Source organism: Pseudonocardia acidicola (assembly GCF_012911935.1).
Lineage (GTDB): Bacteria > Actinomycetota > Actinomycetes > Mycobacteriales > Pseudonocardiaceae > Pseudonocardia > Pseudonocardia acidicola.
On record NZ_JAAXLA010000019.1, the window covers coordinates 1 to 21,583 of the forward strand.

General features: G+C 73.4%; 22 protein-coding genes. 16 read left to right on the plus strand and 6 right to left on the minus strand.

What is annotated here, in order from left to right; all coding sequences use genetic code 11:
• Positions 1 to 161: 161 nt before the first annotated feature.
• The 4 genes from tatC to HF526_RS12360 all read left to right on the plus strand — a co-directional run bounded on the left by tatC (position 162) and on the right by HF526_RS12360 (position 5,012).
• A complete protein-coding gene (gene tatC / locus HF526_RS12345) occupies positions 162 to 1,082 on the plus strand; it encodes a twin-arginine translocase subunit TatC (protein ID WP_169381628.1) in 921 nt (306 codons plus the stop codon).
• Positions 1,083 to 1,162: 80 nt separating this feature from the next.
• Positions 1,163 to 3,922: a DEAD/DEAH box helicase gene (locus HF526_RS12350; RefSeq protein ID WP_169381546.1), complete on the plus strand. Its 2,760-nt coding sequence runs from the start codon at positions 1,163 to 1,165 to the stop codon at positions 3,920 to 3,922.
• Positions 3,923 to 4,066: 144 nt separating this feature from the next.
• The gene (locus HF526_RS12355; RefSeq protein ID WP_169381547.1) at positions 4,067 to 4,714 is read left to right on the plus strand and encodes a DUF4333 domain-containing protein; all 648 of its coding nucleotides are present in this window, start codon (positions 4,067 to 4,069) and stop codon (positions 4,712 to 4,714) included.
• 112 nt (positions 4,715 to 4,826) lie between these two features.
• Positions 4,827 to 5,012, plus strand: a complete 186-nt coding sequence (locus HF526_RS12360) for a hypothetical protein (RefSeq protein WP_169381548.1) — start codon at positions 4,827 to 4,829, stop codon at positions 5,010 to 5,012.
• 11 nt (positions 5,013 to 5,023) lie between these two features.
• Here the strand turns inward: HF526_RS12360 and HF526_RS12365 are convergent, their stop codons facing one another.
• The gene (locus HF526_RS12365) at positions 5,024 to 5,971 is read right to left on the minus strand and encodes a 5'-3' exonuclease (protein ID WP_169381629.1); all 948 of its coding nucleotides are present in this window, start codon (positions 5,969 to 5,971) and stop codon (positions 5,024 to 5,026) included.
• A 113-nt stretch (positions 5,972 to 6,084) separates the two neighbouring features.
• On the opposite strand from HF526_RS12365, the gene HF526_RS12370 reads away from it, so the two are divergent.
• Positions 6,085 to 7,212: a M24 family metallopeptidase gene (locus tag HF526_RS12370; protein WP_169381549.1), complete on the plus strand. Its 1,128-nt coding sequence runs from the start codon at positions 6,085 to 6,087 to the stop codon at positions 7,210 to 7,212.
• Between the two features lie 37 nt (positions 7,213 to 7,249).
• Here HF526_RS12370 and HF526_RS12375 read toward each other — a convergent pair whose 3' ends face one another.
• Positions 7,250 to 8,311, minus strand: a complete 1,062-nt coding sequence (locus tag HF526_RS12375; protein WP_338051438.1) for a GDSL-type esterase/lipase family protein — start codon at positions 8,309 to 8,311, stop codon at positions 7,250 to 7,252.
• Between the two features lie 251 nt (positions 8,312 to 8,562).
• Between HF526_RS12375 and HF526_RS12380 the strand changes: the two genes are divergently transcribed.
• The 6 genes from HF526_RS12380 to HF526_RS12405 all read left to right on the plus strand — a co-directional run bounded on the left by HF526_RS12380 (position 8,563) and on the right by HF526_RS12405 (position 14,336).
• Positions 8,563 to 8,751 (plus strand): PspC domain-containing protein, encoded by a 189-nt coding sequence (locus tag HF526_RS12380; RefSeq protein ID WP_169381551.1) that lies wholly within the window; start codon positions 8,563 to 8,565, stop codon positions 8,749 to 8,751.
• A gap of 24 nt (positions 8,752 to 8,775) precedes the next feature.
• Positions 8,776 to 10,314, plus strand: coding sequence for an amidohydrolase family protein (locus HF526_RS12385; protein ID WP_169381552.1), 1,539 nt, complete (start codon positions 8,776 to 8,778; stop codon positions 10,312 to 10,314).
• 238 nt (positions 10,315 to 10,552) lie between these two features.
• Positions 10,553 to 11,356 carry a PIG-L deacetylase family protein gene (locus HF526_RS12390; protein WP_169381553.1) on the plus strand — a complete coding sequence of 268 codons (804 nt, stop codon included), beginning with the start codon at positions 10,553 to 10,555 and terminating at the stop codon, positions 11,354 to 11,356.
• Between the two features lie 47 nt (positions 11,357 to 11,403).
• A complete protein-coding gene (lnt, locus tag HF526_RS12395; RefSeq protein ID WP_338051439.1) occupies positions 11,404 to 13,047 on the plus strand; it encodes an apolipoprotein N-acyltransferase in 1,644 nt (547 codons plus the stop codon).
• A complete protein-coding gene (locus HF526_RS12400; protein ID WP_169381554.1) occupies positions 13,040 to 13,807 on the plus strand; it encodes a polyprenol monophosphomannose synthase in 768 nt (255 codons plus the stop codon). The genes lnt and HF526_RS12400 overlap by 8 nt, the downstream gene beginning before the upstream one ends.
• A gap of 31 nt (positions 13,808 to 13,838) precedes the next feature.
• Complete coding sequence (locus tag HF526_RS12405; protein ID WP_169381555.1) at positions 13,839 to 14,336, plus strand: phosphoribosyltransferase family protein; 498 nt, start codon at positions 13,839 to 13,841, stop codon at positions 14,334 to 14,336.
• A gap of 142 nt (positions 14,337 to 14,478) precedes the next feature.
• Here the strand turns inward: HF526_RS12405 and HF526_RS12410 are convergent, their stop codons facing one another.
• The 4 genes from HF526_RS12410 to ligD all read right to left on the minus strand — a co-directional run bounded on the left by HF526_RS12410 (position 14,479) and on the right by ligD (position 19,266).
• Positions 14,479 to 14,820 carry an RNA polymerase-binding protein RbpA gene (locus HF526_RS12410; RefSeq protein WP_169381556.1) on the minus strand — a complete coding sequence of 114 codons (342 nt, stop codon included), beginning with the start codon at positions 14,818 to 14,820 and terminating at the stop codon, positions 14,479 to 14,481.
• A gap of 334 nt (positions 14,821 to 15,154) precedes the next feature.
• A complete protein-coding gene (locus HF526_RS12415) occupies positions 15,155 to 16,477 on the minus strand; it encodes an MFS transporter (RefSeq protein ID WP_338051440.1) in 1,323 nt (440 codons plus the stop codon).
• Positions 16,478 to 16,505: 28 nt separating this feature from the next.
• The gene (locus HF526_RS12420; RefSeq protein ID WP_169381557.1) at positions 16,506 to 17,315 is read right to left on the minus strand and encodes a glycerophosphodiester phosphodiesterase family protein; all 810 of its coding nucleotides are present in this window, start codon (positions 17,313 to 17,315) and stop codon (positions 16,506 to 16,508) included.
• Between the two features lie 28 nt (positions 17,316 to 17,343).
• Complete coding sequence (gene ligD / locus HF526_RS36900; RefSeq protein ID WP_169381558.1) at positions 17,344 to 19,266, minus strand: non-homologous end-joining DNA ligase; 1,923 nt, start codon at positions 19,264 to 19,266, stop codon at positions 17,344 to 17,346.
• 116 nt (positions 19,267 to 19,382) lie between these two features.
• On the opposite strand from ligD, the gene HF526_RS12430 reads away from it, so the two are divergent.
• From HF526_RS12430 to HF526_RS12450, 5 genes are all read left to right on the plus strand, one after another.
• The gene (locus HF526_RS12430; protein WP_169381559.1) at positions 19,383 to 19,580 is read left to right on the plus strand and encodes a (2Fe-2S)-binding protein; all 198 of its coding nucleotides are present in this window, start codon (positions 19,383 to 19,385) and stop codon (positions 19,578 to 19,580) included.
• A 99-nt stretch (positions 19,581 to 19,679) separates the two neighbouring features.
• Complete coding sequence (gene bfr / locus HF526_RS12435; protein ID WP_169381560.1) at positions 19,680 to 20,165, plus strand: bacterioferritin; 486 nt, start codon at positions 19,680 to 19,682, stop codon at positions 20,163 to 20,165.
• A gap of 256 nt (positions 20,166 to 20,421) precedes the next feature.
• A complete protein-coding gene (locus HF526_RS12440; protein ID WP_169381632.1) occupies positions 20,422 to 20,649 on the plus strand; it encodes a DUF3072 domain-containing protein in 228 nt (75 codons plus the stop codon).
• A 65-nt stretch (positions 20,650 to 20,714) separates the two neighbouring features.
• Positions 20,715 to 21,158 carry a helix-turn-helix domain-containing protein gene (locus tag HF526_RS12445; RefSeq protein WP_169381561.1) on the plus strand — a complete coding sequence of 148 codons (444 nt, stop codon included), beginning with the start codon at positions 20,715 to 20,717 and terminating at the stop codon, positions 21,156 to 21,158.
• Between the two features lie 10 nt (positions 21,159 to 21,168).
• Positions 21,169 to 21,579, plus strand: a complete 411-nt coding sequence (locus HF526_RS12450; protein ID WP_169381562.1) for a VOC family protein — start codon at positions 21,169 to 21,171, stop codon at positions 21,577 to 21,579.
• Positions 21,580 to 21,583: the final 4 nt, after the last annotated feature.

The following is a 21,583-nucleotide window of genomic DNA, read 5'->3' on the forward strand; positions in this document are numbered from 1 at the left end:
CCCCTCCGCAGGCCCTGCCGACGGCCCAGGACGCCCCGAAGGACCCGACCCGCACCACTCAGTCGGGTCGCGCCGACACCGCGTAGTAGCGTTTCCCCGTGGCCAAGCTGTTCGGCGGCCTCGGACGCCGGAACCGTCGGGGGAAGTCCCCCGACGGCACCATGACGCTCATCGAGCACCTCTACGAGCTGCGTAACCGGCTCGCGATCTCGCTCGCCGCCATCGTCGTCACCACGATCTTCGGCTACATCTGGTTCGAGGTCGCGCTGTTCCACCTGCCGAGCCTGGGCCAACTGCTCAAGTCGCCGTACTGCTCGCTGCCGGCGTCGTCGCGCGCGGTGTTCACCGCGGACGGCTCGTGCACGCTGCTCGGTACCGGTCCGTTCGACCAGTTCACGCTGCGGCTCAAGGTGGGGGCCACGGCCGGTGTCGTGCTCGCCTGCCCGGTGTGGCTCTATCAGCTCTGGGGCTTCATCACCCCGGGGCTGTACGCCAAGGAACGCCGCTTCGCGCTGACGTTCGTCTCGATCGCCGCGGTGCTGTTCGTGGCGGGTGCGGTGCTGGCGTTCCTCGTCGTCTCCCAGGGGCTGTCGTTCCTGTTGACGATCGGCAGCACAGTGCAGACCACCGCGTTGTCCGGCGATGCGTACTTCGGGTTCGTCATCGCCCTGTTGTTGATCTTCGGGGTGAGCTTCGAACTGCCGTTGCTGGTGGTCATGCTCAACCGGGTCGGCATCGTCTCCTACGAACGGCTGCGCAAGTCGCGGCGCGGCCTGATCTTCGGGTTGTTCGTGTTCGCGGCGATCGCGACGCCCGGCCAGGATCCGATCTCGATGACCGCGCTGGCGGCGGCGCTGACGATCCTGTTCGAGATCGCGATCCAGATGGCCCGGCTGCACGACCGCAGCAAGGCCCGCAAGCGCGCCGCGGAGGGCTGGGACGACTGGGATCCCGACCAGCCCTCGCCGATCGACACCGCGCCGAGCCGGCTGGACTCCAGCCCGACCCGCATCGAGCCGTCGCCGATCGACACCACCCCGGCCCCTGAGGTCGCCGCCCGCCGTCTGGACGACGTCACCTGACGCCGGAGCGCGCCCCTTCCGGTGCGACACGTGACGGGTATGACAGGTCCCGATTCGGCGGATGTGGAAGCCTGGACGACGTGGCCAGCAGTCCTCCGGCTCCCGCGCAGGCCTACGCCGCCGCGAAAGCCCGCGTCGCCCGCCCCCGGTTGACCGAGTTCGCCGGCAGCCTGCCCTTCGATCTCGACGACTTCCAGCGCGCCGCCTGCAACGCGCTCGAGGACGGTCACGGGGTCCTGGTGTGCGCGCCCACCGGCGCGGGCAAGACCGTCGTCGGCGAGTTCGCGGTCCACCTGGCTTTCGCCCAGGGGCTCAAGTGCTTCTACACGACGCCGATCAAGGCGCTGTCGAACCAGAAGTACGCCGACCTCGTCGAGCGCTACGGCAGCGACGCCGTCGGCCTGCTCACCGGCGACACCAGCGTCAACGGCGACGCCCAGGTGGTCGTGATGACCACCGAGGTGCTCCGGAACATGATCTATGCGGAGTCGTCGGCGCTGGAGCACCTCGGCTACGTCGTGATGGACGAGGTGCACTACCTGGCCGATCCGTTCCGCGGCGCGGTGTGGGAGGAGGTCATCCTCCAGCTCCCCGAGCACGTCGCCCTGGTCAGCCTGTCGGCGACGGTGAGCAACGCGGAGGAGTTCGGCGACTGGCTGGTCACCGTGCGCGGCGACACCACCGTCGTCGTCGACGAGCACCGGCCGGTGCCGCTGTGGCAGCACATGATGGTCGGCAACCGGATGCTCGACCTGTTCGCCGGCGAGGATGCCGCCGGTGAGCTGCAGGTCGACCCGGACCTGGTGCGCCACACCCAGGAGTTGGACCGGCAGAGCGCGATGGCGGGCTGGGACCGTGGCGGCCGCGGCCGCGGACGGTCCGGGCCGCCGCGGCGCGGCGGCGGCTACCGCCCGCCGTCACGGATCACCGTGATCGACCGGCTGGACCGGGAGGGGCTGCTCCCGGCGATCACCTTCGTGTTCAGCCGGGCGGGCTGCGACGCCGCCGTCGGCCAGTGCGTTCGGTCCGGGCTGCGGCTCACCACCGACGCCGAGGTCGCCGAGATCCGGCGCATCGTGGAGAAGCACACCGGCGATCTGCCGCAGGCCGACCTCGGTGTGCTGGGCTACTGGGAATGGCGCGAGGCGCTCGAGCGGGGCATCGCCGCGCACCATGCCGGGCTGCTGCCCGCGTTCAAGGAGACCGTCGAGGAGCTGTTCGTCAAGGGCCTGGTGCGCTGCGTGTTCGCCACCGAGACCCTCGCCCTCGGGATCAACATGCCGGCCCGCACCGTCGTGCTGGAGCGGCTCGTCAAGTTCAACGGCGAGTCGCTCGCCGAGCTGACACCGGGGGAGTACACCCAGCTCACCGGCCGGGCCGGGCGCCGCGGCATCGACATCGAGGGGCACGCCGTCGTCATCTGGCAACCCGGCGTGGACCCGGTCAAGGTCGCCGGTCTCGCCTCCACGCGCACCTACCCGCTGCGCAGCTCGTTCCGGCCCGGCTACAACATGGCCGTCAACCTGGTCGGACGCCTCGGTGTGGCCGCCGCCCGCGAGCTGCTGGAGCAGTCGTTCGGCCAGTTCCAGGCCGACCGCTCGGTCGTCGGGCTGTCCCGGCGCATCGAACGCAACGAGGAGGCCCTGGCCGGGTACGCGGAGTCGATGCGTTGCCACCTCGGTGACTTCACCGAGTACGCCGGGTTGCGCCGTCGGGTCTCCGAGCGGGAGAAGATGCTGAGCCGCCAGGGCGTCGCCGACCGCCGCCAGGCCGCGGCCGACTCGCTGCGGGCGCTGCGCCCCGGTGACGTCATCGCGGTGCCGGGCGGGCGGCGCTCCGGCCTGGCCGTGGTCATCGACCCGGGGGCCGGCCCCGACGGCGACCCGCGCCCGCTGATCGTCTCCGAGGACCGCTGGTCCGGCCGGCTGTCCGCGTCCGACTTCCCGACCCCGGTGGAGCCGCTGGGGCGGATGCGGTTGCCGCGGCGGGTGGACCACCGCTCGCCGCAGGCCCGCCGCGACCTGGCGTCGTCGCTGCGCAACACGGGTTTCCGGGCCCCGGCCCCGCAACGGCGGCGTACCCGCGGGTGCGCCGTCGATGACCCGGAGCTGGCCACGTTGCGCCGGGCGCTGCGCGCGCATCCCTGCCACGGCTGCACCGACCGGGAAGCGCACGCCCGCTGGGGCGACCGCTACAACCGGCTGGAGCGCGACACCGAGCAGCTGCGCCAGAAGGTCCGGGCCACCACGCACTCGCTGGCCCGCGCGTTCGACCGGATCCGGGCGCTGCTGGCCGAGCGCGGGTACCTCGACGGCGAGGAGGTCACCGCGCACGGAGAGCGGCTGGCCCGGCTGTGGGGCGAGTCGGATCTGCTCGCCGCGGAGTGCCTGCGCCACGGCGTCTGGGAGGGCCTCGAGCCGGCGGAGCTGGCGGCGGTGGCGTCCGCGCTGGTCTACGAGGCGCGCCGGGACACCGGACCGGTGCCCCGGGTGCCGAGCGGGCCGGTGTCCGAGGCGCTCGCCGCGACGGTGCGGATCTGGTCCGAGCTGGAGGCCGACGAGCGCCGGCACAAGGTCGACCGGACCCGCGAGCCCGATCTCGGGTTCGCCTGGCCGATGCACCGCTGGGCCCGCGGCGAGTCGCTGGCCCAGGTGCTGGCCGCCGCCGAACAGAACGGCCACGAACTCTCCGCCGGGGACTTCGTCCGCTGGTGCCGGCAGGTGCTCGACCTGCTCGACCAGGTCGCCGGGGTGGCCGGGCGGTCGACGCCGGTCGGCCGGGCCGCGATGCAGGCCGGGGCCGCGATCCGGCGCGGCGTGGTCGCCGTCGGTGCGGTGTGAGGCCATGGTCGGCACGCACCACACGCACCCCTGTCCGTGCCGGGATGGCGACCCGATGTGGGGGGCGGCCGTCCCGGTTCCACCCCCAAGCAGATGGTCGCTGTGCTTTGATCGCCGCACCATCAGGCACGAGGAAGGTCGGCGATGAGCACGCCCCAGGGCTCGAACCCCCCGCACGGCAACTCTCCGGACCAGGGTGACGCCGGCGCTGCAGGGTCGCCGGACCAGCCCGCCGAGCAGCCCGTATGGGGTCAGCAGCCGGCCGGCGGCTGGGGGCAGCAGGCGGCCACCTGGAACCAGCAGGGCTGGGACCAGCAAGGCGGCCGGCAAGCCTGGCCGCAGCAGGGCTGGGGGCAGCCGCAGGCCGGCCAGCAGGCGTGGACCCAGCCCCAGGGGCAGGCATGGGGTCCGCAGCCGACCCCGCAGTGGGACCAGCAGAGCTGGGGCCCGCAGCCGACCCAGCAGACCGCCGCAGTGAGCAAGAAGCGCCTGCTTCCGTTGATCGTCGTCGCCGCAGCCGTCCTGGTGATCGCGGTGGTCGGGGTGCTCGGCTTCTGGAAGCCCGGTTTCTTCAACACCCGAGTCTTCGACCAGACCGCACTGCAGAACGGCGTCCAGCAGGTCCTCACCCGCGACTACGGCCACGAGGTCAGCAACGTGAGCTGCGGGCAGAACATCGAGGTGACGACCGGGGCCACGTTCACCTGCGACGCGACCGTCGACGGCGAGCGGCTGAAGGTGCCGGTCAAGGTCACCAGCGACGACGGGCACTACGAGGTCGGCCGGGTCTGAGCGGCCCCGCACGACCGTGCGCATCGGCGTCGCCACCCTGGGCCCGAGGAGCTGCGGGCCCGCACACCCTGTTCGCCACCGCGATCCATCACGGCCCACTCACCGACGATGAATGGGATCTGACGCAGGCGTCCTCGCCCCCGGCCGCACGATGGGCGTGCGCGAGGAGCGGTTCGGCTACGGGGTGGCCGGCCGTGCCCGCACCACCGCTGTCGCGCTCGGTCCCGCCGGGTGGCCCGACGGCGCCGACGCGCTGTTCGGGACCGCCGAGGCCCCGTGGTGCGGCACGTTCTTCTGAGCGGACCGCACTCAGCCGCGCAGCGCCGCGGTCAGCCGTTGCACCGACGTACCCAGACCCCAGCGCTCCGCGAGGGCGGCGAGCCGGTCGGGGTCGGCAGGTGCGGCGGGCAGCGCGTCGGCGCGGTCGAGCCGGACCGGGGCGTCGAGCGCCACCCGGACCACCGGCTCGACGACGGCGAGGTAATCGGCCGCGGCGGCCAGCTTGGCGCGCAGCGTGGCGGCCAGCCGGGAGTCGCCGCGGTCCTCGACGCCGGCGCGCAGCTCCGCCCACGAGTCGAACCGGGTGACCAGCGTGGCGGCGGTCTTCGCGCCGACCCCGGGCACGCCGGGCAGCCCGTCGGAGGGATCGCCACGCAGCATCGCGAGCTCGGCGTACGCCTCCCCGGCCCGGGTCACCGGCACCCCGTACTTGGCCGCGACCTCCGCCGGCCCGAGCGTCTCGGCCTTCGCCAGCCCGCGCCCCACGTAGATCACGCGGACCGGGGTCGGCTCGTCGCGCACCACCTGCATCAGATCCCGGTCGCCGCTGACCACCTGCACCGGGTCCTCGCGCTCGGCGGCGGCGAGGGTCCCGATGACGTCGTCGGCCTCGTAGCCCTCGGCGCCCCCGGTCGCGATGCCGACCGCGTCGAGGACCTCCAGCAGCACGGGGACCTGCGGGGCGAGGGTGTCGGGTACCTGCTCGGGGATGCCCGCGGGTGCGGTGGCCGCGCTGTCGTCCTCGTTGCCCAGCACCCGGTGCGCCTTGTACGACGGCAGCGCCTGCACCCGGAACGCCGGCCGCCAGTCCAGGTCCAGGCACGCCACCAGCCGGGTCGGCCGCCGCTCGGCGACGAGCCGGGCGACCATGTCGCAGAAGCCACGGACGGCGTTGACCGGTGTCCCGTCCGGGGCGGTCACCGACTCCGGCACCCCGTAGTAGGCGCGGAAGTACAGGCTGGCGGCGTCCAGCAGCATCAACGACGGCGCAGGCGAGGTCACGGCGCCACAGCTTGCCAGGCCGGCCGCGGCCCGGCCGTTCGGGACCGGCCCGCGAGCGGCGCCGGACCGTGCGGGAATACGCTGCCGGCATGACTTCGGCCGTCCCCACCGAGCTGCTCGCCGAACGCCTGCGCCGGGCCGGTGAGGTCGCCGCCGAACAGGGCGTCGACCTGATGCTGGTCACCCCGGGCACCGACCTGAAGTACCTGATCGACGCCGACGGGGAGTCGCACGAGCGGCTCACCTGCCTGGTGCTGCCCGCCGTCGGGCACCTGGCCCCGCCGGCACTCGTCGTGCCCCGGCTGGAGGCCCCCGGGCTCGCCGGGCTGCCGCTGGACGAACTCGGCGTCGAGGTCGTCACCTGGACCGACGGCGAGGACCCGTACCTGCTGGTCAGTGACCTGGCGGGCGGGCCGACCCGGATCGCGGTGGCCGACGAGATGCCGGCGCGGCACGTGCTCGGGCTGCGCGACGCGTTCGCGGGCGTGACCCAGACGCTGGCCGGCCCGGTGATCCGCGAGCTGCGGATGCGCAAGGACGCCGCCGAGATCGCGCAGCTGCGCGCGGCCGGGGCGGCGATCGACCGGGTGCACGCGCGGATGGGCGAGTTCCTCAAGGTCGGGCGCACCGAGGCGCAGGTCGGTGCGGACATCGCGGCCGCCATCGTGGAGGAGGGCCACACCTCCGCCGCGTTCGTCATCGTCGGCTCCGGGCCCAACGGAGCCAGCCCGCACCACGACGTCTCCGACCGGGTGATCGAGAGCGGCGACGTCGTCGTGGTCGACATCGGCGGCCCGCTGCCCGGCGGCTACTACTCCGACAGCACCCGCACCTACGCGGTCGGCGCCGAGCCGTCGGCCGAGGTGCGCGAGACCTACGCGGTGCTGCAGGCCGCCCAGGAGCGTGCCGTGCAGGCCGTCCGGCCCGGAGCGACCGCCGAGGACATCGACGCCGCCGCCCGGGAGCCGATCACCGCTGCCGGGTTCGGGCCGCAGTTCGTGCACCGCACCGGGCACGGCATCGGGCTCGACGTGCACGAGGAGCCCTACGTCGTCGGCGGCAACACCCTGCCGCTGGAGCCGGGCATGGCGTTCAGCGTGGAGCCGGGCATCTACCTCGACGGGCAGTGGGGCGCCCGGATCGAGGACATCGTCGTGGTGACGGAGACCGGCGTGGAACGCCTGAACAACCGCCCCCGCAACCTCACCGTCCTGTAGCGCCCGCCGCCCACCCCGCGGCGTGGGGTGGGCACGCTCAGGCGGCTGCCGGGGTCGGTGCGGGCGTCACGGAGTGCAGCTTGCCGTCCGCGCCGACCAGGCAGGCCGCGCGCTGGACGCCGGCGCGGACGAACTCGCCCAGGCAGCCGCCGATCTGCTCGTGCCCGGCGGCGTTCGGGTGGAACGACTCCTGGAACAGGTGGAAACCGATCGCGTCGAGCTTGCCGTACACCAGCGCCTGCGGGTCGACGGTGATCCGCCGCTGCCACTCCGCGGAGTGGCCGGTCCGGCTGCACGCCTCGTGGCCCTCGGTGGCCCGGGACAGGTCGAGGAACCGGACGCCGGTGCGCTCGGCGACGCCGCGCAGCGTGTCGGACAGCGCCGGGAACAGCACGGTGCGGCCCCAGCCGGCGTCGGCCCGGCTGAACGGACAGCCCTCGACGCCGTGCAGCGGGCCCATCGTCTCCGTGACCGGGGAGGCGTAGGACGCGAGCACGAACGCGTAGGCGTCGTCGGCATATCCGGCCCGGCGCATCGCCGTCCGGACGTCGCCCACCGCGGCCTCGACCTTCGGCGCCAGCGCCGCCATCCGGCCCGCCACGGTGGGGCCGAGGGTGTCGCGGCAGGGCCCGATGGTCGGGTCGAGGAACGTGCGGATGCAGGCGATCCCGATCGCCGTGAGCTCGGCGTCGTCGTTCGCACCGATCTGCAGCGTCACCACGGTGACCCGGTAACGGGTGGCCACGCCGATCAGCCGGGCGGCCTGCGAACCCTCGGTGTAGTGCGTCGCCGTGCCGAACCGGACGTCGCTCGTGTCGGCGCCGGAGCAGGCGAGGTTGACCGCCTCGTCGGCCAGGCCGGCGCGGTACACGTACGCGGCCGGCGAGCGGTGGCACCAGTCGCCGTTCTCCCCGCGGGTGCCGGGTTCGTAGCCGTCGGCGCCCTCCCCGGAGGCCGCACTGTCACCCAGGGCGACGACGGCGGTGGGCCGGGTGTCCGCGGCCGGTGCGGCGGGCTGCGCCGCCGCGGGTGCGGCGCCGAGCACCGCGATCGTGATCGCGGCACCGAGGACGGGGAGCAGGCGGCTGGAGAGCGGCACGGCGGCGACGTTGCCAGCTCGGGGAGCCGCTGACCAGGACATTCACCGCCTACTGTGGATAACTTGCGCAGCCGCACCGCGAGGAGCAACCGGGCATCACCGAGCGCGACCGAAGATCATCCGTTAGGCGCAACGGCGTCCCCTCCGGGGAACCCCGAGATCATCTCCGGGCGTTCACCGAGGACAGGCTCTCCTGCAGACGGGAGAGTGGACCGCAGCGGCGAGATCCGCCGCGCAGGAAGGAGCCATCGGTGGCATCGACCCTCACCCGTCCCCGGCACGGGAAGGTCATCGCCGGCGTCTGCGCCGGCATCGCGGAGCGTTTCGGCTGGAGCCCCAACCTGCTTCGGCTGCTGTTCCTGCTGTCCTGCCTGCTGCCCGGTCCACAGTTCGTCGTCTACATCGTGCTGTGGGTGCTCATGCCCAGGCGGCCCTACTGATCCGGGTGCGATAGACCTGGGCCGGTGACCCGCACCCTGCTGATCGGCGCCCGGGTGCTCGACCCGGGCGCCGGCCCCGGCCCGACCGCCCTGGAGACCGTCGACGGGCGGATCAGCTGGACCGGCTCGGCCGCCGAGGCCCGGGACCGGGCCGGCGGTGCCGTCGTGCACGACGTCGACGGCGCCGTCCTCAGCCCGGCCTTCGTCGACGCGCACGTGCACACCACCGCTTCCGGGCTGCTCGTCGACGGGCTCGACCTCACCGGCTGCCGCTCGCCGGCGGACCTGCTGGACGCGGTCGCCGCGCGCGCGGCCGCCCGGCCCGGCACGGTGATCTGGGGACACGGCTGGGAGGACAACCGCTGGTCCCCGGCCCGCCCGCCGACCCGCGCCGAACTCGACCGGGCCGCCGGTGGGTCGCCCGTCTACCTCAGCCGGGTCGACGTGCACTCGGCCCTCGCGTCCTCGGCGCTGCTGGAGCGGGCCCCGGCCGCCGTCGGTGCCGCCGGCTGGTCGCCCGACGGCCCGCTCTCCGCCGACGCGCACCACCACGTGCGCCGGGCGGCGCTGGCCGCGATCACCCCGGACCAGCGCCGCGCGGCGCAGCGAGCGTTCCTCGACGACGCGGCCCGGCGCGGGGTCGCCGTGGTCCACGAATGCGCCGGGCCCGACATCTCCGGCCGCGACGACCTGGCCGACCTGCTCGCGCTCGACACGGGCGTGCAGGTCGTCGGGTACTGGGGCGAGCCGGTCGCGACCGCGGCCGAGGCGCGCGAGCTGCTCGCCGCGACCGGGGCGCACGGCCTGGCAGGCGACCTGTTCGTCGACGGTTCGCTCGGCTCCCGCACGGCCGCGCTGCGCGCCCCGTACGCCGACGCCCCGGGTTGCACCGGCAACCGGTACCTCGCCGCCGACGCGATCGGCGCGCACCTCGCGGCGTGTTCCGCCGCGGGCGTGCAGGCCGGCTTCCACGTGATCGGCGACGCCGGGGCGGATCTCGTCCTGGCCGGGCTGGCCCACGCCGCCCGGGAGGTGTCACCGGCGGCCGTGCGCGCGGCCCGGCACCGGCTCGAGCACCTGGAGATGGTCGACGCCGCGCAGGCCCGGACGCTGGGCGAGCTCGGCGTGACGGCGAGCGTGCAGCCCGCGTTCGACGCGGCGTGGGGCGGCACCTCGGGCATGTACGCGGCCCGGCTGGGCGCCGCCCGGGTGGCCGCGATGAACCCGTTCGCGATGCTGCACCGCGCCGGGGTGACGCTGGCGTTCGGCTCGGACGCCCCGGTCACCCCGGTCGACCCGTGGGGCACCGTCCGCGCGGCGATGCGGCACACCACCCCGGACTCGGCGGTCGACGCCGCCGTGGCGCTGGCCGCCCACACCATCGGCGGGCATCGCGCCGCGGGCTCCGCCGACCCGGCAGCCGGGCGGCTGATCCCGGGGGCGGCGGCCAGCTACGCGCTGTGGGACGGCGCCGGGCCGCTGGACGGGGCAGCAGGCACCCCGACGTGCCTGCGCACCGTGCACCACGGGCGGGTGCTGTTCGACGCGGCAGCGGGCCGCTGAGGGCACCACCGGGCCCACCCGACATGGTGCGGGGGCCACCGGCGCTGCCCGGCCCCGTCCGGTTGTGGCATCATCTCGCCCGTGATCGACCGGACCAGCTGCCGCCCGCTCGCCGGGTGCTGCTGTCCGGGGTGTCTGCAGGGCTGTCGGCGCTGTCTGCGCTGTCGCCCCACCCACTGACCCCCGGATCCGTCCATCGCGCCGCCGTCGCGGCCCGCACCGTCTGTGATCACATCTGATGCTCAACGCCCCCGACCTGCGCGGTCAGACCGTTCTCGCCCTGCACGCCCACCCCGACGACGAGGCGATCTTCACCGGCATCACGCTGTGCCGCCTCGCCGACGCCGGCGCCCGCGTCGTCCTGGTCGTCGCCACCGGCGGTGAGCTGGGCGAGTCGCGGGTGCCGCTGGGGCCCGGTGAAACCGTCACCCGGCGGCGCGTCGCGGAGCTGGAGCGCTCGGCGGCGCTGCTGGGGGTGTCCCGGCTGGTACTGCTCGGACACCGCGACTCCGGGCTGCCCGGCTGGCCCAGCGCTTCGCACGCCCGCGCGCTGGCCGCCGCCGACCCGCTCGCCCTGGCCGGCCGGGTCGCCGAGCTGGCCGCCGCCGAGGGCGCCGGCACGCTGATCTACGACGACGAGCAGGGCATCTACGGCCATCCCGACCACCGCGCGGCGCACCACATCGGCGCCATCGCCGCCGAGCTGACCGGCGCGACCGGCTACCGCATCACCGTCGACCGGGAGCATCTGCACGTCAGCGCCCGCGGGGCGCACCTGGTGCACGGCGCGGCCGGCGCCGCGGACGTCGCTTTCGGCCGGGTCACCGCCGAGATCACGCTGGCCGTGGCGGGCGGGCCGGAGCACCTCGAGCGCAAGCGCGCCGCGATCACCGCGCACGCCAGTCAGGTCGACCCCGAGCAACTGCCGGCCGACGAGTTCGCCGCCGCCTACGGCTACGAGTGGTTCGTGCGCGCCGGCGCGCCGGGGGTGCTCGACCTGCTCGGGAACGCACACCTGCTGGCCGGTGCGGTGGTGGCCTGAGCGGCGGCCGGAGCGGGTGCGTAGCGGCCTCACCGTAGGCTGCCCGGGTGGCCGCACCACCCGTCGACACCCCCGCGGAGCCGGAGCCGGCGGCCCGCTCGCTCCACCATGCCAGATATGTTCTCGCCGCCCGGTTGCTGATCGCGACCGGCGCCGGCGCACTGCTCTACCTCAGCTTCCCGCCGCGCACCCTGTGGTGGCTCGCCCCGGTGGCGTTCGCGCTGCTCGGCGCTGTGCTCCGCGGCGTGCGGGCCCGCGCCGGCTTCGGCTACGGGTGGCTGTTCGGCGCCGGGTTCCTCGTCCCGCTGCTCAGCTGGATCGGCAGTTTCGTCGGCCCTGCGCCGTGGCTGGTGCTCTGCGCCTTCGAGGCGCTGTTCCTCGGCCTCGCCGGCGCCGGGATGGCGCTGGTCTCCCGGCTGCCGGGCGCACCGTTCTGGGCCGCTGCGGTGTGGATCGGCGGGGAGGCGCTGCGCAGCCGGATCCCGTTCGGCGGGCTGCCGTGGGGCCGGGCCGGGTTCGGCCAGCCCGACGGTCCGCTGCTGCCGGTGGCCTCGATCGGCGGCGTGCCGCTGCTGTCCTTCGTCACCGTGCTGGCCGGGCTCGCGCTGGCCGAGGCGATCCGGCGCGCGCTCCGCCCGGTGCCCGGGATGAGCCGGCGGATGGCGGCGGCGCCGGCGCTGCTGGTCGTGCTCACGCTGGTGGCGGGCCCGGCCGCGAGCATGGTCCCGGTCGCCCGGACGGCGCCGGACCGCACCGTGACCATCGCCGCGATCCAGGGCAATGTCCCGCGGCTGGGCCTGGACTTCAACGCCCAGCGGCGCGCCGTGCTGGACAACCACGTCCGGGTCACCCTGCAGCTCGCCCGCGACGTCGCCGCCGGCCGGCAGCCGAAGCCCGATCTGGTGATCTGGCCGGAGAACTCCTCGGACATCGATCCGCTGCGCAACGCCGACGCGGCCGTCGAGATCGACCAGGCCGCCGACACGATCGGCGCCCCGATCCTGGTCGGGGCGGTTCTGCTCAACCCGGACGGGAAGACCACGACCAACTCCGCGCTCGTCTGGCAGCCGGGGATCGGGCCCATCGAGCGTGACGACAAGCGCCGCGTGCAGCCCTTCGGGGAGTACCTGCCGTGGCGGCCGTTCTTCAGCCTGTTCTCCAGCTATGCCGCCCGCGCCGGGTACTTCGTGCCGGGGCCGGGGCCGGGCGTGGTGTCGATGGCCGGGGTGCAGGTCGGGATCGCGATCTGCTGGGAGATCGCGTTCGACGACCTCGTCTCGGACAGCGTCCGCGCGGGCGCCACGGTGCTCGCCGTCCCGAGCAACAATGCCACGTTCGGTCTCACCGAGATGACCTACCAGCAGCTGGCGATGTCACAGGTACGCGCGGTCGAGCACGACCGTTCGGTGATCGTCGCGACCACCAGTGGGGTGAGCGCGACGATCACGCCCGACGGTACGGTCACCGCGAGCACCCGGCAGTTCGCGCCGGGGACCCTGGTCGATCGGACCGTCTTGCACAGCACCACTACGCTGGCAACCCGGTTGCGGTCGGTACCTGAGTGGGTGCTGACCGCGTTAGGCGTGGTGGCGGTTGCCGTTGCGGTCCTCGGGACCCGGCGCGGCCGTGTGAGGCCGGGTTCCAGACCCGCGGGCCGGACGGCCCAGGCAGGAGAAGACGAGGATGACTGAGCCCACGGGGCCAGTACTTGTGGTGATCCCGACGTACGACGAACGGGACAACCTCGGCCCGGTGGTGAAGCGGCTGCACGCCGCGGTGCCCGCTGCAGATGTTCTCGTCGTGGACGACGCCAGCCCCGACGGCACGGGCGAGCTGGCCGACGAGATGGCCGCCGCGGACCCGCGGATCCGTGTCCTGCACCGGGCGGGGAAGGCCGGCCTGGGCGCCGCCTACCTGGCCGGTTTCGCCACCGCGCTGCAGGGCGAGCACCAGGTCGTCGTCGAGATGGACGCCGACGGCTCGCACGCCCCCGAGGACCTCCCGGCCCTGCTCGAGGCCCTGTCCGACGCCGATGTGGTGCTCGGCTCCCGGTACGTCGAGGGCGGCCAGGTGCTGAACTGGCCTGCGCACCGCGAGTGGCTCTCCCGCGGCGGCAACCTGTACTCCCGGCTCGCCCTGGGCGTGCCGATCCGCGACATCACCGGCGGGTACCGGGTGTTCCGCCGCCAGGTGCTCGAGGAGCTCGACCTCGACGAGGTCGCCTCGCAGGGTTACTGCTTCCAGGTCGACGTCGCGTGGCGCGCCGTGCAGGCCGGGTTCCGGGTGCGCGAGGTGCCGATCACCTTCGCCGAGCGCGAGCGCGGCTCGTCGAAGATGAGCGGGGCGATCGTCGGGGAGGCGCTCTGGCGGGTCACCCGCTGGGGGCTGGCGCACCGGTTCCACCGCCTCCGCCGCGGCGACCGGGCCGCCGCAGGCCAGGTCAACGCCTGATCGCGCAGGGCCGGCTGTCAGGCTTGTACCCGTGAGTCAGCCTCGCGAGGAACTGAGCTGGGAGGGGTTCGGCGCCGCGTCGCGAGAGCTCGCCCAGCAGATCGCCGACAGCGGTTACCGGCCGGACATCATCCTGGCGATCGCGCGCGGCGGGCTGTTCGTCGCCGGCGCCCTCGGCTACGCGCTCGACGTGAAGAACCTGCACGTCGCGAACGTGGAGTTCTACACCGGCGTGGACGAGCGGCTGCCGCTGCCGATCATGCTGCCGCCGGTGCCCAACGTCGTCGACCTCTCCGGGGCCCGGGTGCTCATCGCCGACGACGTGGCCGACACCGGGGCCACGCTCAAGCTGGTCCGCGACTTCTGCTCCGGCCACGTCGCCGCCGTCCGCTGCGCGGTGATCTACGAGAAGCCGGGCAGCGAGGTGCGCTGCGAGTACGTGTGGCGGTGTACCGACCGGTGGATCAACTTCCCGTGGTCGAGTGTGCCGCCGGTGGTGAAGCGCGACGGGCAGGCCGGCGACGCCTGAGCGCGGCCGCCGGCCGACACCTGGCCGACGGATCAGGGCGTGGCCCGGGGGAGCGGGGCCGGGGCGACGGTCAGCCGGACACGACGAAGCCGGGCCCCGCGGGAGGTGGCCCGGCTTCGTCGTGGCTCAACGCGTCAGCAGATCAGGCGATCTCTGCGCGACGCTCCCGCAGGAGCTCGAGGCGCTCGGCGAGCAGGTCCTCCAGCTCGGCCACGGTGCGCCGCTCCAGGAGCATGTCCCAGTGCGTACGCGGGGGCTTGGCCTTCTTCTGCTCGGGCTCGACGCCGTCGACGCGCTTGCCGATGCCGCCCTGGGGCGATTCCCAGGTGGCGGGCGGCTCGGCGTCGTTGGCGAAGGGCACCTCGAACTCGTGGCCGCTCGGGGACACATAGCGGACGATCTGCCGCGGCGCCAGGTCGTGGTTGCGGTCGGTCTCGTAGCTGACAGCCCCGAGCCGGCTGCCACGGAGCACGCGGTCGGCCATGCGTCATCCTCCCGGTTGAACAGAGCCGAGGGAGGCTCCCTCGACGTAATCTCGACTACATGGGGTGTAACGTCTGCGGTGCAGGCGTCATTCCCGCCGTTGGGGTGTTCACTCACCGGTGGTGCCCGCACATGGCTGGACTCCGGATCCGTGCCCGCCCCGACTCGAGAGTGTCCCCCATTCGTCGCCTTGGCACACGCGCTTGTGACGTGTCAGCCACTTGTGACTTACGTCACCGCTGGCGCACTCATTGTTTACACGCCCGCCGGATCGGCGTTACGGACCGTGCGAACCACCCGTCCGACCGGCACCCGGGGGAGCAGCGCGGAGCCGATCACGCAGCGGTCACCGGCGGGCGGACCGGCCAGAGCGCGAGCAGGCCCAGACCGAGCACCACCAGGATGCCGACGATGCCCGCGCGATCGGCGTGGAACAGGAACGTGAACAGGCCGAACAGGGTCGGCGCGAGGAACGACACCGCGCGCCCGGTGGTGGCGTAGAGGCCGAACATCTGGCCCTCCTGCCCGGGCGGGGTGAGCCGGGCCAGGTAGGTGCGCGAGCACGACTGCGCCGGCCCGACGAACAGGCACAACCCCAGCCCGAAGATCCAGAACACGGTGGGCCCGGACAGGAACAGCAGGATCACGCCGCAGGTCATCATGCCCAGCAGCGCGCCGACGATCACCGTCTTCGGCCCGACCCGGTCGTCCACCCGCCCTGCGGTCAGCGCCCCGGCCGCCGAGACGACGTTCGCGGCCACACCGAAGAGGAGCACCTCGCCCGGGTCGATGCCGTAGACGCGCACGGCGAGCACCGCACCGAAGGTGAAGATCGCGGCCAACCCGTCGCGGAACAGCGCGCTCGCGCCGAGGAAGTACACGGTGTGCGGGCTGGTGCGGTAGAGGTCCCGCAGGTCGGTGAACAGCCGCCGGTAGGACCCGACGACGCCGAGGTGGGCCTCCCGGCCGGGCCGGGCCGGTGCCTCCGGGACCGTGAGCAGCAGCGGCAGTGCGAACAGCGCGAACCAGGCGGCCGCGAGCAGGGCGACCACCCGGATGTTGAGCCCGCCCTCGGTGCTCACCCCGAGCAGGCCGCGGGCCGGCCCGTCCCCGGCGATCAGCCCGAGGTAGACCACCAGCAGCAGCACGATCCCGCCGAAGTAGCCCATCGACCAGCCGAAACCCGAGACCCGGCCGATCGTGTCCGGGGTGGAGACCTGGCGCAGCATCGCGTTGTAGGACACCGAGGCCAGCTCGAAGAAGATCGAGCCCAGGGACAGCAGCAGCAGGCCCAGCCACAGGTAGCCGTAGGAGTTGCGGACGGCGAAGAGGCCGACCATCGAGGCCACCACCAGCGCCGTCCAGACGGCCACCGAGCGCCGCCGCCTGCCCCCGTCGGACTGCTGGCCGATCACCGGGGCGAGCAGCGCGATGATCAGCCCGGCGACGCCCAGCGACCAGCCCAGCCAACTGTTCGCACTGATCGACCCGGGCAGGTCCTTGCCGACCGAGTCGGTCAGGTAGACCGAGAAGACGAAGGTGAGGATGACGGCGTTGAACGCGGCCGAGCCCCAGTCCCACACCCCCCAGGCGACGATCTGGCTCCGCGTGGCGGGCACGTCGACGGAGCCTCCCGGCGGTGCGGCAGCGGTGCTCACGGCGCGATGCTAGCGGCGGAGGGAACGATCAGGCGGCCCACTCGCCGCGGTCGCGCAACAGGTCGCGCAGCAGGTCGGGACGGTCGGAGAGCAGCCCGTCGACGCCGAGGTCGAGCAGCTCGCCCATCTGCACCGGATCGTTGACCGTCCACACGTGCACCTCGCGGTCCGAGTCGTGCGCGACGCGCAGCAGGTCGGAGTCGACGACGGTGAGCGCGCCGAAGCGATGCGGCAGCTGGGCGAGCCGGCCGCGCACGGCGGGCAGCACCGGCAGCTCGGCGAGCCCGGAGAACGGCGCGGGCAGCGCCCCCAGCCAGGCCCGGCCGCGCAGCCCGAACGCCGAGTTCTGCGCCATCGACGTGAACAGCCGGGCGCCGCCACCGGCGCGGGCCCGGCGCAGCCAGCGCTCGTTGTAGCCGCCGATGCAGACCCGGTCCCAGGCGGCGGTGCGGTCGAGCGCTGTCAGGGTCGGGACGACGGCGGCGTCGGACTTCAGCTCGATCGTGACCCGGGTGTCGGGCAGCTCGGTGAGCACGTGCTCGAGCCGGGGCACCGGCTCCCGGCCGCGCACCTTGGCCCGCTCGATCTGCGCGGCGGGCAGGTGGGCGAGCGGACCCGTCCCGTCGGTGGTGCGGTCGAGGGTGCGGTCGTGGTGCACCATCGCGACACCGTCCACGCTGGAGTGCACGTCCAGCTCGATGTAGGAGAAGCCCTCGGCGACCGCGCGGTGGAACGAGGCCAGGGTGTTCTCGCAGCCGGCCAGCTCGTCGAGGTGCCATCCGCGGTGGGCGTAGGCCCGCGGATAGGGGCCGTCAAGATACGGGTGCCGCTGTTCCACGGCCGAGAAGCCTGCCAGCCGCCGCGGATCAGTCGCGACGCGGGAGACGTTGCGACTCGGTGAACAACGGGGTGAGCAGGTCGCCGTGCTCGGCGATCCGGCCGGGCAGGTCGGCGAGGGTGAACACGAGGTCGTCCGGGCGGCGCGTCGCCCGCACCTCGTCCCAGGTGACGGGAGTGGCGACGGTCGGGCGGGCGCGGCCGCGCAGCGAGTAGCTGGCGATGGTCGTCTTGGCCGGGTTGTTCTGGCTCCAGTCGACGAAGACCTTGCCCCGGCGGCGGGCCTTGGCCATCGCCGCGACGACCTTCTGCGGCCAGTCCGCGGCCAGGCGTTCGGCGACGCTCTTGGCGAACTCCGAGGTCTGCTCGGCGCGCGAGACCGTCACCGGCAGGTAGAGCTGCATGCCCTTGCCTCCGCTGGTGCGGGGATAGGCGCCGAGGTCGTCCTCGGCGAGGAGATCGGCGATGCGCTCGGCGACGCGGCAGCAGTCGACGATCGTGGCGCCCTCGCCCGGGTCGAGATCGAAGACGACGAGGTCGGGCTCCCGCACCCCGCCGCGCGGACCGACCGTCCACTGTGGGACGTGCAGCTCCAGTGCCGCCAGATTGGCCGCCCAGGCCAGGCCCTCGACATCGTCGAGGAGCGGGAAGTCGGCGTTCTCCGAGCGCCCGCCCGGGGTGCCGACGCGCGCTGTGCGGATCCAGTCGGGCGCGTGCCGGGACACGTCCTTCTCGAAGAACGACGCCTTCTCCACGCCGTCGGGCCAGCGGACCATCGTCACCGGGCGGTCGCGCAGGTGCGGCAGTATCACGTCGGCCACGGCGAGATAGTGCTCGAGTACGTCGGCCTTCGTGGTGCCGGTCAACGGGTAGAGCACCTTGTCGGGGTTGGTCAGCTTGGCCCGGCCCACCCGGGTCGAGCGGCGCGCGGCCCGGGGCGCCGGACGCTCGCGGGCCCCGGCCTCGGTCGGCACCTCGATCCAGTCCTTGCTGCGCCGGCCGGGGACGTAGGCGGAGTCGGCCCGCTTGGCGACGACCGTGGGCAGGCCCTGCTCGGCCGCTGCGGCGAGCACCTCGGGGCCGGCGTCGGGGTAGACGGGGGCGAGACGCCAGTGCGGCCCGGACAGCGGCAGCTCCTCGAGCAGGGCGCGGCGCTCGCGGAAGGGCAGCTCGGCGACGTCGCGGCCGTCGAGGTGGAGCAGGTCACCGATCCACAGCTTCGCGCCCGTGCGGGGGTCGCCGACCACCTCCCCGTCCAGCAGCACCTGGGTGGCGCCCAGCGACGGGCCGAGCTCGCGCAGCACCGGAACGTGGAGTTCCGCGCCGTCGGCGTCGGTGATGCGGGCCCGGCCGCCCTCGACACGCACGATCACCCGCGCGCCGCCGAAGCCGATCTGCAGCCACCAGCCGTCGGCGGCCGGGGGCCGTCCGGGGGTGGCCAGCATCGGCGCGGTGTCGCGGGGGAGCCGGATGTGGTCCGGCGCGGGGTCGGAGCGGCGCAGCAGCCAGCCGTCCTCGCGGTCGCCGTCGCGCCGGTCGCTGCGGATGAAGACGTACCGCCCGGTCGCCTTCTGCCCGTGCAGCACGACGGCGACCTCGGCGTCGTTCCACTTCTCGACGTCGTAGTCGCCCGCATCCCAGATCGTCATCCGGCCGCCGCCGTACTCGCCCGCCGGGATCTCGCCGGAGAACTCGAGGTACTCGAGCGGGTGGTCCTCGGTGCGCACCGCGAGCCGGACGGTGCCGGGCTCGGTGGGCAGGCCCTTGGGCACCGCCCAGGACGCCAGCACCCCGTCGCGTTCGAGGCGGACGTCCCAGTGCAGTCGCCGCGCGTGGTGCTCCTGGATGACGAACCGCCGCTCGCCGGAGGTGCCGGGGCCCGGGTCGTCAGCCGGGACGGGCTCGGGCGTGCGTCGCGGATCGCGCTTGCGGCGGTACTCCTCGAGGGGCACCCGGCCAGGTTAGGACGCCACCGCGCACCAACCGGGACGAACCGGACCACCCCTTGTGGGATAACCCGATCGGCTGGCAGCATAGGCTGACCTAAGCACGGGGAAGGGTGGCCTGCATGTACGTGTGCATCTGCGCAGCCGTCACGGACACCGAACTGCGTTCCTGCATCGCCGGCGGCGCGCGGACGGTCGAGGAGGTCGGCGAGATGTGCGGCGCCGGCACCGGCTGCGGTGGCTGCCAGGATCACGTCGACGTGTTCCTCGCGGCAGCACACAGTCCCTCCGAGATCGCGGGACTCCCGCTGACCGCCTGACCCGGCCGGCGCTGGTGATCCACTCCTGAGGGCCGCCTATCCAGGACGCAGTCTGTCCTTTGTGCCCGACCCGACGCCGGCACCGCTACGGTTCCGTACATGCGAGGCGACCCCGAGATCATCGCTCTGCTCAACGAGCAGCTCACCAGCGAGCTCACCGCGATCAACCAGTACTTCCTGCACGCCAAGATGCAGGCGAACTGGGGCTTCACCAAGCTCGCCGCGTACACCCGCGAAGAGTCCATCGACGAGATGCGGCACGCTGAGAAGATCACCGACCGGATCCTGTTCCTCGAGGGCCTGCCGAACTATCAGCGACTGTTCCAGCTGCGCGTCGGCCAGACCGTCCGTGAACAGCTCCAGGCCGACCTCGCCATCGAGCTCGAGGTCGTCGAGCGGCTGCGCCCCGGCATCGCGATGTGCCGCGAGAAGGGGGACATCACCACGGCCAACCTCTTCGAGGAGATCCTGGCCGACGAGGAGCACCACATCGACTACATCGAGACCAATCTCGAGTTGATCGATCGGCTCGGTGAGCAGCTCTACCTGGCCCAGCTGGTCGACCAGCCGCCGAAGCCGGGCTGAGAGCTCCTCTGCCGGGACCGGCCGGGGGCGCATCCCTAGGGATCGGGGCGCGCCACCGGCCCTGATCAAAGTTGTCATAACATTCGGCCGCTCGGCAGGTGCCCGAGACCGACGCCACCAGAAGCCCCCGGCCGCCCCCTGCCGGCCCGGACCCCGCCCGCCACGGTTCGAGACCGAGTCTGTCATAACATGGCGCCCGGAATCCGATCAGCGCCTCACCGGGCGAGTGTCGGGGATCGAAGATATGTTCGATCGCATGGCTGATCAGCACAGCGCGAACCCTGACGGCATCGGCACCGCCGAGAAGCATCCGGACCACTGGACGACGGGCGATGAGGCGATCACCGGCCCGCAGCGGTCGTATCTGGAGACGCTGAGCCGGCAGGCCGGCGAGGACGTGCCGGGCAACCTGGAGCAGATGACGAAGGCCGAGGCGTCGAAGCTGATCGACGATCTGCAGGAACGCACCGGGCGCGGGCGCTGATCCGACCGTTGCCGCGACGGGGTCCATTCAGCGCAACTCCGGTGCGCCGTGGCACGATCCCGCAGGTGACCAGCAAACCCGCCGCGGCGCAGCACCTGCGCGACCTCGCGCGGCTGCGCCGCGTCCGCGACCGGATCGACCGGGAGTACGTGCAGCCGCTGGACGTCGAGGCGCTCGCCCGCGGCGCGCACATGTCGGCCGGGCACCTCAGCCGCGAGTTCCGGCGTGCCTACGGCGAGTCGCCGTACGGCTACCTGATGACCCGACGCATCGAGCGTGCGATGGCGCTGCTGCGCCGTGGCGACCTCAGCGTCACCGAGGTCTGTTTCGCGGTCGGCTGCTCATCGCTGGGCACCTTCAGCAGCCGCTTCACCGAGCTGGTCGGCATGCCGCCCAGCGCCTACCGGCGCCGGGCGGCGCGGGCGACGGCGGGCATGCCGTCGTGCGTGGCGAAACAGGTCACCAGACCGATCAGGAATCGAGAAGCACCGGTCACCGGGCGCAGCTAGCGTGACCGTCATGAACATCACCATTCACGCGACCTTCCTCCCGCACACCGACCCGGACGCATCCCTGGCCTTCTATCGCGACACCCTCGGCTTCGAGGTCCGCAACGACGTCGGATACAACGGGATGCGCTGGATCACGGTCGGCCCCGCCGACCAGCCGGGCACGTCCATCGTCCTGCACCCGCCGGCCGCCGACCCCGGCATCACCGACGACGAGCGCCGCACCATCGCCGAGATGATGGCCAAGGGAACCTACGCCATCATCACCCTGGCCGCCGTCGACCTCGACGACACCTTCGAGTGGCTGCAGGCCAGCGGCGCCGACGTCGTCCAGGAGCCGATCGAGCAGCCGTACGGCGTACGCGACTGCGCCTTCCGCGATCCCGCGGGCAACCTGATCCGCATCAACGAGCTCCGCTGAGCCG